Consider the following 14,534-nt stretch of genomic DNA (forward strand, 5'->3'; position numbering starts at 1 on the left):
GGTCTCCTCCTTCTACTTACGCTTCCTCGTCGACTCCCTTTTCAAGCGCTTTCCACGCGAGCGTGGCGCACTTGATGCGAGCCGGAAACTTTGAGACGCCAGACAACGCTTCGATGTCGCCTAGGTCGAACGTGTCTGTATCGTAATCTTTCCCTTGGACCATCTCCGAGAAGATGGTGGCCAATTGGAGTGCCTCGTCAACAGACTTGCCCTTCACGATTTGAGTCATCATCGATGCCGACGCGAGACTGATTGAACAGCCTTCACCTTCGAACTTGGCATCTTTCACGATTCCGTCCTCGACTTGGAGTTGGAGTCGGAGTGAATCCCCGCATGTCGGGTTGTTCAAGTCGACCGTCACGCCATCTTCGATGACGCCACGGTTTCTTGGGTTTTTATAATGATCCATAATGACCTGTCGGTACAACATGTCGAGATTGTTAAAACTCATAATTGAAATACTCCTTCGTTTGACGTAGCCCTTCGATGAAGCGGTCGACTTCTTCTTTCGTATTGTACAAGTAGAAGCTCGCGCGGGCTGTCGATGATTGCTTCAGGAGACGCATGAGCGGCTGAGCACAGTGGTGGCCGGCCCGGACCGCGATGCCTTGCATATCCAATACGGTCGCAAGGTCGTGGGCGTGCACGTCACCTAAGTTGAACGTGACGAGTCCGACACGTTCCTCTGGCCCGTAAATCTCAATGCCTTCAATCGTCCGCATCTGTTCGATGGCGTACGTCGCGAGCGCCCGTTCGTGGGCTTCGACGTTCTCGAGACCGAGGTCTTCTAAAAAGTCGATGGCCGCTGCCAAACCGACGGCGCCGGCGATAATCGGCGTCCCCGCTTCGAACCGGTACGGGATGTCTTTCCACGTCGACTCATACAAGTCGACATAGTCGATCATCTCACCACCGAATTCGACCGGTTCCATGTGTTTGAGCAACTGCTTCTTCCCATATAAGACGCCGATCCCGGTCGGACCGAGCATCTTATGGCCAGAGAAGGCGAGGAAGTCGCAATCGAGTGCTTGCACGTCAAGTTTCCGGTGTGGTGCGCTTTGCGCCGCATCGACGACCATGACCGCCCCTTTTTCATGGGCGAGCTTCGCCACGTCGGCGATTGGGTTGATCGTGCCGAGCACGTTCGAGACGTGACTCATGGCGACGATTTTCGTCCGGTCCGACAAGACGGCACGGACCGCGTCGAGCGTGACCCGACCGTCCGGCGTCAATTCGACGTAACGGAGTGTGGCCCCTTTACGCTTGGCGAGCTGTTGCCACGGAATCAAGTTCGCGTGGTGCTCCATCGGCGTGAGGACGATCTCGTCCCCCGCTCCGACGTTGGCATCCCCGTAGCTTGACGCGACGAGGTTAATCGCCGTCGTCGTCCCGCGTGTGAAGATAATCTCTTCTGGGACGGCGGCGTTGATGAATGAACGGACGCGCTCCCGCGCCCCTTCATACGCATCCGTCGCGTGCGTCCCGAGCGTATGGACGCCCCGGTGCACGTTCGAGTGGATGCGGCGATAGTAATCCTCGATCGCCTCGATGACAGCAAGCGGCTTTTGGGAGCTCGCCGCACTGTCGAGATAGACGAGCGGATGACCGTTGATTTCCTGATCTAAAATCGGGAACTGTTTACGAATCGAGGCATCGATCATCTTAACGTACTTTCCCTTCGATGACTTCACGGAGACGGTCTTTGACCGACTCGATCGCGAGCTGCTCGACGACCGGGTTCAAGAATCCGTGAATGATTAACCGTTCGGCTTCTTTACGTGACAAACCACGGCTCATCAAGTAGTAGAGCTGCACGTCGTCGACGCGTCCGACCGAAGCGGCGTGACCTGCCATGACGTCGTCCTCATCGATGAGGAGGATCGGGTTCGCATCCCCACGTGCCTTTTCAGACAACATGAGTACACGTTCCGTTTGAACGCCGTTCGATTTCGAAGCGCCATGGTGAATCATCGATGTTCCGCTGAAGATGGCCGTGGCCGAATCTTTTTGGACACCGTGAATCAAGATGAACCCTTCTGAAGACTTCCCGAAATGGTCCGTCCGGATGTTGAAGTTTTGCTTCTGTGCGCCACGACCGATCGTGACGGCTTTCGTGTCTGAGAACGTGTTGTCCCCGACGAGGTGCGTTTTCGTTTCGACAACCGAGTTGCCGTCGTTCATGTGTCCGAGCGCCCATTCGAGGCGTGCGTTCTCATAGACGACACCGCGGCGGTTCATGAACGAGAGGGCCGACTCAGCAAGCTGATCGACACCACCGAAGACGACTTTCGCGTTCGCGGCAGCGAACACTTCTGTCACGGCGTTGACCGTGTGCGGCTCGTTCGTGTTCGAGAGGAAGCTCTCGACGTACGTCAATTCACTGCCTTCGTCTGCGACGATGATCGTGTGGTGATAGAGCGCACCGTTCGCTTGTTCCATCGTGAAGATGGCTTGAAGCGGATCTTTTAATTGTACGTTCTTCGGTACGTATAAGAACGCACCGCCGTTCATGAGGGCAGCGTTCAACGCAGACAAACGTTCTTCGTCCACGCGGACACCTTCCGTCATGAAGTACTTCTCGACGAGCTCTGGATGTTGTTCCATTGCTTCGTTGATGCCCATGAAGAGGACACCTTCTGGCGTCGCAAGTTCGTTGTAGACGACATGACCGTTGCGTTCAACGAGCACGTTTGTACGGTGGTCTCCAAGAAGTGCTTCGATTTCAGGCGTCAAGCCGTCGTGCTTCGTGAGCTCGACGTCTCCAGAGACGAAGTCCCATTTATCAATCTTGATCTTTTCAACTTTTGGCAAGGCGAGGGTCGGCGCAAGTTCTGCTGCTTCTTTGCGACGGTTGACCATCCATGAAGGTCCACCGAGCGCCTCTGCACGTGCCGCTACTGCTTGTGCATCCAATTCAAATTGTACGGTCATCGTACAGCCTCCTTACGCTTCTGTGTCTACTGTCATTCCAAGATCTTGCTTCACCCAGTCGTAACCTTCTGCTTCGAGTCGTTGTGCAAGTTCTTTGCCACCTGACATGACGATTTTCCCGTCCATCATGATGTGAACAAAGTCTGGCTCGATATAGTTGAGGAGACGCTGATAGTGCGTGATGATCAAGCAGCCGAACTCTTCTGAACGCATTTCGTTGACGCCTTTGGCGACGACTTTGAGCGCATCGATGTCAAGACCCGAGTCGATCTCATCGAGGATGGCGATGTTCGGTTTGATCATCATCATCTGAAGAATCTCGTTACGTTTTTTCTCTCCACCTGAGAAACCTTCGTTCAAATAGCGGTGTGCCATTTCTGAAGGGATTTCAAGGACGTCCATCTTCGCATCGAGTTCACGGATGAACTTCATGAGTGAGATTTCTTGGCCTTCTTCACGGCGCGAGTTGATTGCTGAACGTAAGAAATCGGCATTTGTGACACCACTGATTTCAGCAGGATACTGCATTGCGAGGAACATTCCGGCTTGCGCGCGCTCGTCGACTTCCATGTCGAGTACGTCTTCGCCGTTCAAATCAACGCTTCCGCCTGTGACTTCATACAATGGATGACCCATAAGTGCCGATGCGAGTGTAGATTTACCCGTTCCGTTAGGACCCATGATGGCGTGAATTTCGCCACCTTTAATTTCAAGATTAAGACCTTTGACGATCTCTTTTCCTTCGATTGAGACGCGGAGGTCATCAATTTTCATGTGTGGTACGTTAGACATTCGGATACCCCTTCCGTTTTCTCGCCATTTTTGGCGTAGATTAGATATATTCTAATCTTAATCTAGGCAATTTTTTATTTCAAGCGACTCACCTTATTATTCATTCTCAATAAAACATAAATGTTGAGAATGAGAATATCGGGAAATCAAGACTTTATCCAACTTTTTCCTCGATTAAGGCTAAACTTGCTTTTCGTTCTTTCAAGGCGCCGGCGAAGAAGAAGGCGCCGCATGCCGTCAATACGGCCAAACTTCCAAACACTGGCAACGCTGCATTGTCGAATCCATCAAGCAACACTCCCCCGATGACGGGACCAATCGTCTGACCGAGCGCCGTCAAACCCATCGCCCCGAAATACGTCCCACGCAGGTGAGCCGGTGCCAATTCGTCCGTCAACACGTCCGTCATCGTGAACATGAGCACTTCGCCAACCGTGAAGATGACCATCGCGATGAACAATACCCACGTCTCGGTCGCGAAGCCGATTAGGAGGAGTCCCGACGACAGCGTGGCGACACCAAAGAAGAGCGACTTGATCGGTGACACCCGCATCCCGAACCGCATAATTGGATACTGGACGACAAGGACGGTGATCGCATTGACCGTCAACAGATAGGCGAACAAGCGCGAGCCGTCACTGAAGCCGTCATGGAAAGCGATGAACTGCGGCAACGTCGCATTGAACTGACTATAGCCGATGATGGCAAAAATCATCCCGATGATGACGAAGCGGAACGTCTTATCTTGTTGTAACACACGGAACGTCTCCGTCAAGCGCGGCCGGACTTTGACGCCGTCCCCTTCCTCGAACGGATACTTTCGGAACAGCGTCGAGATGACGAGTCCGTACATCACGTAAACGCCCGTCACGACTAAGAAGGCGCTCTTTGCGCCGGTGAGCGACAAGACGACTGCGAGCAATGGTCCGATTGCCGCCGCAATGTTGATTAAAAAGTAACGGACGTTATAGACGATGACGCGCTGGTCCGGCTGCGTCGTATCACTGATGAGGGCGCGGGACGCCGGTTCGAGGAACGACCGTGACACGCCCATAAGTACCGAGAACATATAAAACCAAAATAACTCTGTCACGAGTGCGAAACCGCTGAACGTCAAGGCGTTCAAGACGATGCCGATCAGCATCAACTGTTTGCGCCCATAGCGATCGGACAGCGTCCCCCCGAAAAAGCTCATGAACAACCCCGATAGCGCCGAGATGGCGAACACCGTCCCGATCACGCTCGCCGAGAAGCCGAGCGTCGCGAGATAAATCGCAAAAAACGGCATAACAAAAAATGTCGACAGCCGGGCAAAAAATGTGCCAAACAAGACACCCAGCGTCAGCGGATGAATGTGTCGTATGTTCATCCGGATCCCCCCTTTTCCTACATATATGTAGTGTACTTCTATTGGTGAACCAAAACTACTGCAAATAAAAAAGGCCCGGGATAGCCCGGGCCTTGACGAAATTATTGTTTGACCGGTACGACTGCACCTTTGTACTCATCCAAAATCCACTGTTGTGTCTCTTCTGACGTGAGGACTTCAAGGAGTGCTTTGACGCGCTCATCATCTTCGTCGCCTTCACGTGTGACGATCAAGTTGACGTAAGGTGAATCTTCGCCTTCGAGAGCGATTGCGTCTTCGAGTGGGTTGAGGCCGGCATCAATCGCGTAGTTCGTGTTGATGAGGACCGCGTCCCCTTCACCGTTGTTGAACGCTTGCGGGAGAAGTGCCGCTTCGACGTCCGTCTTGAACTCCAAGTTTTTCGGGTTGTCGACGATGTCTGAAACCGTCGCGTCCGTTGTCTTGCCTTCCGCGAGTGTGAGCAAGCCTTCAGATTGAAGCATCGTGAGGATACGTCCGTGGTCAGCGACCGACGAGCTCATGATGATTTCAGCGCCTTCTGGAAGCTCATCGAGTGACGCGTAATCTTTCGAGTACACACCGATCGGCTCAATGTGAACGCCGCCAGCTGAAGCGAATTTGTAGTCTTTGTTTTCAGCCATTTGTGACTCGAGGTACGGTTCGTGTTGGAAGTAGTTCGCGTCCAATTCACCGTCTGCGAGCGTCTTGTTCGGGAGGACGTAGTCTTGGAACTTCTTGATTTCGAGCGTATAGCCCTTCTCTTCGTATTCGTCTTGGACGTGCTCTAAAATCTCAGCGTGTGGGACGTTTGATGCGCCGACGACAAGTGTCTTGTCATCGCCTGAACCTGATTCTGAATCCCCGCCGCCACAAGCCGCGAGAATCGTAAGTGCTGAAGCTGCCGTTAAACCGAGTACTGTTTTCCATGATTTCATTATAAAACCCCTCCAAATTTTCTATTTAGATTAAGCGGAACGCTTATCGATTACAGATACGAGTCGATCGCCGATGAATTGAATGACGAAGACGATGACCAAGATTAATACGGTCGCGACGAACGTGACGTCACTTTGTGAACGCTGGAATCCTTCGAGGAACGCCAAGTTCCCGAGTCCTCCACCGCCGACGACCCCTGCCATCGCCGTGTAACCGACGATCGCGACGATCGTGACCGTGATGCCTGACACGATGGCCGGCAATGCTTCTGGGAACAACACTTTATAGACAATCTGCCATTTTGTCGCACCCATCGACTCAGCCGCCTCGATGACGCCGCGGTCGACTTCGCGAAGCGCGAGCTCGACCATCCGCGCATAGAACGGGGCCGCACCGATGATAAGTGCCGGCAGTGCTGCCGTTGACCCGAGCATCGTCCCGACGACGAGTAACGTGAACGGGATGAGCAAGATAATCAAAATGATGAACGGGATTGACCGGAAGATGTTGACGACCGCGCTGATTACCGTGTAAATCGGACGGTTCTTCATCATGAGCGGCTCGTTCGTGACATATAACAGCATCCCGAGGGCGAGACCGATGACGAACGTCGCGGCTCCGGCGACGAGCGTCATATAGAGCGTCTCCCACGTCTGTTCTAACATGACTTGCCAATCTACATTAGGAAACATCGCTTTCTACCTCCACTTCCACTGCCTGTGATCGGATTGAGGCGATGGCCCGCTCGACTTCAGCCGGCTCTCCGATCAATTGGATGAATAATGTCCCGAGGGCACCGACTTGTGACTGCGTCACGTTTCCGCCGATGATGTTGAAGCCGATGTCATGCTGCTTCAACACTTCCGACAGGATCGGTTGTTCGGCCGTCTCGTTCAAGAATTTGAGCTTGACGATTTGACCGCTCGGATAACGAGCTTTCAAATGTTCGAACGTGAGCGACATGTCTTCGACCGCGCCGATCTGTTTGACGAACTCTTTCGTGATCGGCTGTTCCGGGTGTTGGAACACGTCGGCGACTTGCCCGGTCTCGACGACCTTTCCGGCCTCCATGACGGCGACACGGTGACAAATCTTTTGGATGACGTGCATCTCATGGGTGATGAGGACGATTGTCAAACCGAGTTTCTTGTTGATGCTGACGAGCAGTTCGAGAATCGAATCCGTCGTCTTCGGGTCGAGTGCGCTCGTCGCTTCATCGCAGAGGAGCACTTCTGGATTCGTAGCGAGCGCACGGGCTATCCCGACTCGCTGCTTTTGGCCGCCTGATAGTTGTGACGGATAGCTGTCTTCTCGTCCGGCGAGGCCAACGAGTTCGACGAGTTCTTGGACGCGGCGTTTGCGCTCGCTCGCCGGTACCCCGATGAGCTCGAGCGGGAAGCTGATGTTCTCAGCGACCGTGCGCGACCATAATAAGTTGAAGTGTTGGAACACCATCGAGACGTTTTTACGTACCCCGCGCAGTTCCTTCGGCGTGAGCTTCGTCAGCTCGCTGCCGGCGACCACGATTTCACCGCTTGACGGTGCCTCGAGTCGGTTGAGCAAACGGATGAGCGTCGACTTCCCCGCCCCTGAATATCCGATTATTCCAAAAATTTCGCCGCTTTCGATCGTAAGCGACACATCATCGACCGCCTGGACCCGACCGTTTTTCGTGTCGAACCATTTGGCCACATTGCGTAATTGAATCAATCCATTTCCCTCCTGACAACAAAAAAAGTACGCACGTTTGAGCAAACGTGCGTACTTTATCGTACGGACAACGATTGCTCTCATCTTCCAAGGTATACACCTTGCTGGAATTAGCACCATTTCGGATTGCTCCGCGGTTGCTGGGCGTCATAGGGCCAGTCCCTCAGCCTCTCTTGATAAGAGTGGTTGCGTATTTGATTAGCTTTATCATAGCGACACATTATTTTCATGTCAAACTATTTTTTTCAGCAAAATAAAAAAAGGTGCCATCCGAGGATGACACAGAACGTAGCACCTTGAGTCACTGAAGGACAACCCATAGATGAACCTCTTTTGCCCGATCAGAGCATTCATCCTTATATGGGGGATTTTTACCCAACCATCACTCGGTCTTCGAACGGACCATGCAATTACGCGACCGGTGCCCCGACGCTTGATTTTTTTGGGGGACAATCGAAGGGAAGGTCCACCTGAAATCGCGTAAGCTCATGCAGCGGTTGTTCGAAAACGTCTTGATGACGGGAAAATCTCGTCCTATGTTGTGTTCAAGTAAGATGTTGTAATGAATATATCATTCGTGAACTTTCTGTGTCAACTGATTATTTAAAATTTTCAGATTATTCTAATCATCCTATCTCACTTAACGAAAGATAGGACGTGCTGGACGTTTTGAAATGCGTACAAACGATCGCGAACTTGGCCATTCTCCAGCTTCAATAGCGCCGGAACGCTCATGACCTGATACGCCTCGAGTTCGTTCGGGATAAAGTTGGCATCGCGTTTTTCAATCTTCAATTCTGGGTCGACCGCCTCGACGACCGAGAGCATCCGCTCGGCCACGGCGCATGTACCGCACATTGGGGCGTATATATATAAGAATCCGTCTGTCATCATTTTGCTCACCTCTCTTCTAAGTATATGAATCCGGGCCAATCGGTTCAAAAGTTGTGCTCAAATGGAAAATTCTGAACATTTCAACATTTCTTGTTGACGCTCGGCAGAAAGAGGCATAGTATGGTCATTAACTTTATCGCTTTTGTACATAACAGCAAACCAGTAGAAAAGGACAGGTGAATCCCCAATGACGGAAGAGAAGCTTACCGGAAAACAATTTTTAATGAACGTCTTGAACGGCCTCAGTCTTGCCATTCTCATCGCCCTCATCCCGAGCGCTTTGCTCGGTGAATTAACGAAAGCCATCTTGCCGTATTTTCCGTCCTTGCAGTTCATCTTAGATGCGACGACGATTGCGATGCGCCTCTTACCGGTCATCATCGGTGTCGCTGTCGCCATGCAGTTCGGACGATCGGCGCTCGAGGCCGGGACGATCGGCATCGCGACTCAGGTCGGAAGTGGCGCCATCCGCATCGAGGAAGGCGCGTTCCTCATGGCCGGAATCGGTGACGTCATCACGGCCGGTGTGACGGCCGCTCTCGCGACGTTCCTCGTCATGCAGTTGTCGCCACGCCTGAAGACATACACGGTACTCGTCTTGCCGATGACGGTCATCGTCGTCGCGGGAGGCATCGGCGCGTTCCTACTCACTTACATCTCACAGATTACGACGTACGTCGGAACGATCATCATGACGATGACTGAACTGCAACCGATCGTGATGGGCATGTTAATCGCGATGGCGTTCTCGCTCATCATCGTATCGCCAATCTCGACGGTCGGAATTGCCACAGCCATCAGCCTGTCTGGTGTCGCTGCCGGGGCCGCCAACCTTGGCGTCGTCGCTGCCGGCTTCGGTCTCGCCATCGCTGGCTGGCAGATGAACGCGACCGGAACGTCGATCGCCCACTTCCTCGGCTCACCGAAGATTCAAATGGCGAACTTCGTCCGTCGTCCGATTATGATGTTGCCGGTACTCGCCAATGCGGCCATCCTTGGAGCGCTCGCAGGTATCCTTCGGATTGAAGGCACACCAATCAGTGCCGGATTCGGCGTCTCGGGTCTAATCGGTCCGGTCAACGCCTTGCATTTGATGCCGGGAGGATTCGCGCTCTGGAACGTCATGCTCGTCGTCGTCTTATTCGGGCTCATCCCAATCACACTCGGGATTCTGTTCTATCGTTTGTTCAACCGGACGTCGCTCATCGAGCCTGATCATTACCGTCTCGACTTCGATTAATCAAAAAAACCCGGCTTCTCGTAAAGAGAAACCGGGTTTTGTTTAGCCTTGAATCATCGCTTCGTATTCTTCGGCTGACATGAGCTTGTCGACGTCTGACGCGTCGTTCAACTCGACTTCGATCATCCAAGCGCCTTCGAACGGTGCTTCGTTGACGAGTTCTGGTGAATCGGCGAGTGATTCGTTCACCGCTGTGATTTTCCCAGAGATCGGTGCATAAAGCTCCGAAACCGTCTTGACCGATTCAACCGAACCGAACGGCTCGTCGAGTAAGATTGTGCCACCGACTTCAGGAAGTTCGACAAAGACGATATCCCCTAGTTCGCTTTGTGCGAAATCCGTGATCCCGATGCGGGCGACGCTTCCATTCACTTCAACCCATTCGTGCTCTTTTGAATAACGTAGATTGGCAGGTACTTTGCTCATCTTAACTTCCCCCTCAAATGAATTAGACTCACACGAGTATTATAGCACTTCGCCCCAAACGTCTGTAAACGACTTTTCTGAAAATCCGACAGTTGATTTTTGACCATCTGTCACGATTGGGCGCTTTAAAAGCATACCATTGCTCGCAAGAAGCTCGAGTTGTTCGTCTTCTGACAGATTTGGTAGCTTGTCCTTGATGCCTTCGTTCCGATACACTTGTCCGCTCGTATTGAAGAACTTCTTGAGCGGCAGGCCCGACTGTTTCCATAGCTCAGCCAACTCGTCTTGCGACGGCGTCGCCTCGACGATATGGACATATGTATAGTCGATGCCGTTCTCTTTCAACCACTTCTCTGCTTTTTTACACGTACTGCATGGCGGATAGCCATATAGTGTCACCATGTTCATCACCTCTCCTGTTACTGTAGCATATTCCGCTTCAACCCTTCACGCTTCAAGCAAGCGCACAATCTCTCGCTTCAGCGTCGGATTGACCGGATGGTGCGCCTCGATGTGGCCGAGGATGGCCGCGGCCGCCTCGACCGATTTTCCGTATCCGGGGAGCCACTCCTCAAGACGTGCGACGAGCTCCGGATGCGTCACTTCGACCCGACGTGTCGGGTTGAACGGGTCACTCGTCTCGCCATACGCGATTAACACGTTGTTGACAGCCGCGATTTGAATCAGTTCGAAGCCGGCGAGCTGTTCGCCGCGCCGTTCCCTGAGCAGTCCGACGTATAGGTTCGTCAGTGCCTCCTCGTAGCGATGTGCGGCGTCTGAAGGGCGTGTGACAAGCTTCGGCGTCGCGAACGTGTCGAGCGCCTCATCACGCTGCCAGACGACACGTCCCGGCGTATAGGCGATGCCAGGCATCTCCACGATCTCGAACACGGCAAACTCGGCGTAAATGCCGTCCTCATACATGACCTTGTGCCCGTCTTTCGTGTTTTGGAACTGGTACGCCAACGGCTCGACCGCGAGCCAGTCCAAGTTGTCGATGAAGCGGGCCTTATGCCCGTCCTCGACGATCAAAAAGAAATCGAGGTCCGAATAGTCGTCGAGCCGATCCATCTCAAGTCCGATTGAACCGAGTGCGAGCAGCATGAGCGTGCCCTCATGCTTGGCGACCGAGCGGCCGATCGCATCCATCCGTTCTAATAAGTCATCTCGTTTCATGCGTATCCCCTCCTTCGTCCATTGTATCGTCCGCAGACAGCAAAAAGAAAGGGTCGACCGCGTCCGGCCACCCTTTCTCTCGCTTGCTTAGACGATGAACTTGTTCGCTTTGATGAGGCTCGCTGCGACTTCGCGCTTCGTGCCGATGACGTTGATCGGCTGATAGCGGCTGAACTTCTTCATCGCCGACAAGAGCATGCGCTGCTCGTCGCCCGATGCGGCCGCATACAAGACTTCTTTCGCCATGAGTTCGACTTGTTTGAACACTTGCTCGGCGAAGATTTCTGTATAGCGAACTTTCTGCTGGTTCTTCTCAGCGCCTGTGCGGGCGATGGCTTTCTCCGTCCGCGCGATGGCCGCTTCAAGCGCATAGATGGCGCTGATGATGTCGGCAATCTTCGCAAGGATTTCTTGCTCGTTCTGGAGGGCCTGCTGATATTTCTGGACGGCCGTTCCGGCAATCATCAAGTTGATTTTCTTCATGTTCGACAGAAGCATCTTCTCACGTGCGAGCGGCGACCCGTCAAGTTCTTGTGGCATGTAGCTCATGAGCTCTTTTTGGAGCTTCTGTGCTTCGGCGAGGAGCGGCAAGTCGCCTTTCATCGCTTTCTTAAGGAGCGTGCTCGGTACGATTAAGCGGTTGATTTCGTTCGTTCCTTCGAAGATGCGGTTGATGCGTGAGTCACGGTACAAGTTCTCGACTTCATATTCAGTCATGAAGCCGTAGCCGCCGTGGATTTGGACCGCTTCGTCGACGACGTAGTCGAACGTCTCCGAGGCGAACACTTTGTTGAGTGAACATTCAATCGCGTATTCGGCGATGGCTTGGGCAACTTTCGAACCGTCACGCATGTTGTCATCGCCTAGCGCGTCGAGGCTGTCTTGGAACAGACCGCCCGTCCGGTAAACCGAGCTCTCCATCGCATAAATGTTCGCGGCCATCGTCGCAAGTTTCTCTTGGATGAGCGGGAACTGACTGATCGGCGTCTTGAACTGTTTGCGCTCGTTCGCGTACTGGACCGAAAGATCGAACGCACGTTTCGACGAACCGACCGCACCGACCGCAAGTTTGTAACGACCGACGTTCAAGATGTTGAAGGCGATGACGTGGCCTTTGCCGATTTCTCCAAGGAGGTTGTCGACTGGGACTTCGACGTCTTCTAAGATGAGCGTCCGTGTCGATGAGCCTTTGATGCCCATCTTCTGTTCTTCGGCGCCTGTCGAGACACCGTTGAAGTCACGCTCGACGATGAAGGCGCTGAACTTGTCGCCGTCGATTTTCGCGTAGACGACGAACACGTTCGCGAAACCGGCGTTCGTGATCCATTGTTTTTCCCCGTTCAAGACGTAGTGCGTGCCGGCCTCGTTCAAGACGGCCGTCGCTTTCGCACCGAGCGCGTCCGACCCTGAGCCTGGCTCTGTGAGCGCGTACGCGGCAATCCATTCACCGGTAGCGAGCTTCGGCAAGTACTTATGCTTTTGCTCTTCTGTCCCGAAGAAGACGATCGGGAGCGTCCCGATGCCGACGTGGGCGCCGTAGCTGAGGGCGAATGAACGCGCTTTGGCGAACCGCTCTGTGATGATCGATGACGAGATTTTATCGAGCTGATAACCGCCGTACTCTTCTGGCACGTCCGCGCCGAGGAGGCCGAGCTCGCCCGCTTCTTTCAACAGTTCGACCGAGAGATCGAACTCGTGTTTCTCGATACGTCCAAGGACAGGCATGACACGGTCGTCGACGAAGCTCGCCGTCGTGTCGCCAATCATCTTGTGCTCATCTGAGAAGTCTTCCGGTGTGAACAAACGATCTGCGTCGAGTGCGTCGATGACGAAGCTACCGCCTTTAATCAATTCGTGTTCTGTACGTTCCATTGTCAATTCCCCCTTATAGTAATTCGAAGACGCCAGCAGCACCCATACCGCCACCGATGCACATCGTCACAACCCCATACTTTTCATTGCGTCGTTTCATCTCATGCAAGATCGAGACCGCGAGTTTCGCGCCCGTGCAACCGAGCGGATGCCCGAGAGCGATCGCGCCGCCGTTGACGTTCACTTTCGACGGGTCAATCCCGAGTTCACGGATGACGCCGAGCGATTGGCTCGCAAACGCCTCGTTCAATTCAAACAATCCGACTTCTTCCAACTTCACGCCGGCCATCTCGAGCGCTTTCGGAATGGCGACGACTGGTCCGATGCCCATCACTTCCGGACGGACACCGCCGACCGCGAACGAGAGGAATTTCGCCATCGGTTTCAAACCTTGACGTTCGGCTTCTTCGCGCTCCATGACGAGCACGGCCGCTGCGCCGTCTGACACTTGTGACGCGTTCCCCGCCGTCACTGAGCCCTTGATTTTAAACGCCGGACGCAGTTTACCGAGCGCCTCGAGCGTCGAGTCGGCACGGACGCCTTCGTCATGTTTGACGACGAATTCACGTTCCGCGACTTTCCCGTCTTCGCCGAGCACTTGCTCGACGACCGTGACCGGGACGATTTCTTCTTCAAACTTGCCGCCCGCAATCGCTGCCGCCGCTTTTTGGTGGCTGTCGATCGCGAACAAGTCTTGGTCTTCACGCGAGATGTTATATTCAGCCGCGACACGTTCTGCCGTGTGCCCCATGCTCATATAGTATTCCGGAGCCGTCTCCATGATTGTCGGGTTCGGACGGATGACGTGTCCGCCCATTGGGACGAGACTCATCGATTCCATACCACCAGCGATGACCGCCGTCGCTTGACCAATCATGATTTTCGCTGCCGCGTCGGCGATGGCTTGCAAGCCTGACGAGCAATAACGGTTGATCGTGATGGCCGGTACTTCGTGCGACAAGCCACCCCGGACGGCCGCGTAGCGGGCGATATTCATGCCTTGCTCCGCTTCCGGCATGGCGCATCCCATAATGACGTCGTCGATTGGTCCCGTGTAGCCAGACCGCTCGAGCGTCGCTTTAATCGCATGACCCGCGAGTTCGTCCGAGCGAACGTTTCGGAACGAACCGCGTTTTGCTTTTCCGACCGGCGTCCGTGCGCCGGCCACGATGACTGCTTCTCTCATCT

Annotated in this window: 15 protein-coding genes and 1 riboswitch; of the genes, 1 reads left to right on the forward strand and 14 read right to left on the reverse strand. The window is 53.7% G+C overall.

Translation table 11 applies throughout. The features are described from left to right. Nucleotides 1–16 precede the first annotated feature (16 nt). The 9 genes from sufU to KNP72_RS02380 form a co-directional block, all read right to left on the reverse strand. A complete protein-coding gene (sufU, locus tag KNP72_RS02340) occupies nucleotides 17–451 on the reverse strand; it encodes a Fe-S cluster assembly sulfur transfer protein SufU (protein ID WP_024372279.1) in 435 nt (144 codons plus the stop codon). Continuing rightward, complete coding sequence (locus tag KNP72_RS02345; protein WP_128122090.1) at nucleotides 441–1,661, reverse strand: cysteine desulfurase; 1,221 nt, start codon at nucleotides 1,659–1,661, stop codon at nucleotides 441–443. Before KNP72_RS02345 ends, sufU begins: the two co-directional genes overlap by 11 nt. A gap of 1 nt (nucleotide 1,662) precedes the next feature. Beyond that, nucleotides 1,663–2,931 carry a Fe-S cluster assembly protein SufD gene (sufD, locus tag KNP72_RS02350; protein WP_214801377.1) on the reverse strand — a complete coding sequence of 423 codons (1,269 nt, stop codon included), beginning with the start codon at nucleotides 2,929–2,931 and terminating at the stop codon, nucleotides 1,663–1,665. Nucleotides 2,932–2,943: 12 nt separating this feature from the next. Next, entirely contained in the window at nucleotides 2,944–3,705 is a 762-nt protein-coding gene (sufC, locus tag KNP72_RS02355; protein WP_114166887.1) for a Fe-S cluster assembly ATPase SufC, read from the reverse strand. 172 nt (nucleotides 3,706–3,877) lie between these two features. Beyond that, nucleotides 3,878–5,092 carry an MDR family MFS transporter gene (locus tag KNP72_RS02360; protein WP_214831973.1) on the reverse strand — a complete coding sequence of 405 codons (1,215 nt, stop codon included), beginning with the start codon at nucleotides 5,090–5,092 and terminating at the stop codon, nucleotides 3,878–3,880. Nucleotides 5,093–5,193: 101 nt separating this feature from the next. Beyond that, on the reverse strand, nucleotides 5,194–6,027 hold the full coding sequence (locus KNP72_RS02365; protein ID WP_029595094.1) for a MetQ/NlpA family ABC transporter substrate-binding protein: 834 nt from the start codon (nucleotides 6,025–6,027) through the stop codon (nucleotides 5,194–5,196). A gap of 30 nt (nucleotides 6,028–6,057) precedes the next feature. Continuing rightward, complete coding sequence (locus KNP72_RS02370) at nucleotides 6,058–6,720, reverse strand: methionine ABC transporter permease (RefSeq protein WP_021065492.1); 663 nt, start codon at nucleotides 6,718–6,720, stop codon at nucleotides 6,058–6,060. Beyond that, the gene (locus KNP72_RS02375) at nucleotides 6,710–7,738 is read right to left on the reverse strand and encodes a methionine ABC transporter ATP-binding protein (RefSeq protein WP_021065491.1); all 1,029 of its coding nucleotides are present in this window, start codon (nucleotides 7,736–7,738) and stop codon (nucleotides 6,710–6,712) included. The genes KNP72_RS02370 and KNP72_RS02375 overlap by 11 nt, the downstream gene beginning before the upstream one ends. Nucleotides 7,739–7,815: 77 nt before the next feature. Next, nucleotides 7,816–7,921: riboswitch (SAM riboswitch) on the reverse strand. Nucleotides 7,922–8,374: 453 nt separating this feature from the next. Further along, entirely contained in the window at nucleotides 8,375–8,632 is a 258-nt protein-coding gene (locus KNP72_RS02380) for a thioredoxin family protein (RefSeq protein ID WP_021065490.1), read from the reverse strand. A 187-nt stretch (nucleotides 8,633–8,819) separates the two neighbouring features. Between KNP72_RS02380 and KNP72_RS02385 the strand changes: the two genes are divergently transcribed. After that, entirely contained in the window at nucleotides 8,820–9,872 is a 1,053-nt protein-coding gene (locus tag KNP72_RS02385) for a PTS sugar transporter subunit IIC (protein WP_214717659.1), read from the forward strand. A gap of 42 nt (nucleotides 9,873–9,914) precedes the next feature. On the opposite strand, the gene gcvH is transcribed toward KNP72_RS02385, so the two are convergent. The 5 genes from gcvH to KNP72_RS02410 all read right to left on the reverse strand — a co-directional run bounded on the left by gcvH (nucleotide 9,915) and on the right by KNP72_RS02410 (nucleotide 14,532). Beyond that, nucleotides 9,915–10,298, reverse strand: a complete 384-nt coding sequence (gcvH, locus tag KNP72_RS02390) for a glycine cleavage system protein GcvH (RefSeq protein ID WP_021065488.1) — start codon at nucleotides 10,296–10,298, stop codon at nucleotides 9,915–9,917. A 39-nt stretch (nucleotides 10,299–10,337) separates the two neighbouring features. Then, the gene (locus tag KNP72_RS02395; protein ID WP_214717661.1) at nucleotides 10,338–10,700 is read right to left on the reverse strand and encodes an arsenate reductase family protein; all 363 of its coding nucleotides are present in this window, start codon (nucleotides 10,698–10,700) and stop codon (nucleotides 10,338–10,340) included. 45 nt (nucleotides 10,701–10,745) lie between these two features. Continuing rightward, the gene (locus KNP72_RS02400; RefSeq protein ID WP_251128813.1) at nucleotides 10,746–11,474 is read right to left on the reverse strand and encodes a hypothetical protein; all 729 of its coding nucleotides are present in this window, start codon (nucleotides 11,472–11,474) and stop codon (nucleotides 10,746–10,748) included. Between the two features lie 87 nt (nucleotides 11,475–11,561). Then, entirely contained in the window at nucleotides 11,562–13,346 is a 1,785-nt protein-coding gene (locus KNP72_RS02405) for an acyl-CoA dehydrogenase family protein (RefSeq protein WP_214751791.1), read from the reverse strand. Between the two features lie 13 nt (nucleotides 13,347–13,359). Further along, the gene (locus tag KNP72_RS02410; RefSeq protein WP_021065484.1) at nucleotides 13,360–14,532 is read right to left on the reverse strand and encodes an acetyl-CoA C-acetyltransferase; all 1,173 of its coding nucleotides are present in this window, start codon (nucleotides 14,530–14,532) and stop codon (nucleotides 13,360–13,362) included. Nucleotides 14,533–14,534: the final 2 nt, after the last annotated feature.

Source organism: Exiguobacterium sp. s152 (assembly GCF_018618335.1).
Classification (GTDB): domain Bacteria; phylum Bacillota; class Bacilli; order Exiguobacteriales; family Exiguobacteriaceae; genus Exiguobacterium; species Exiguobacterium chiriqhucha.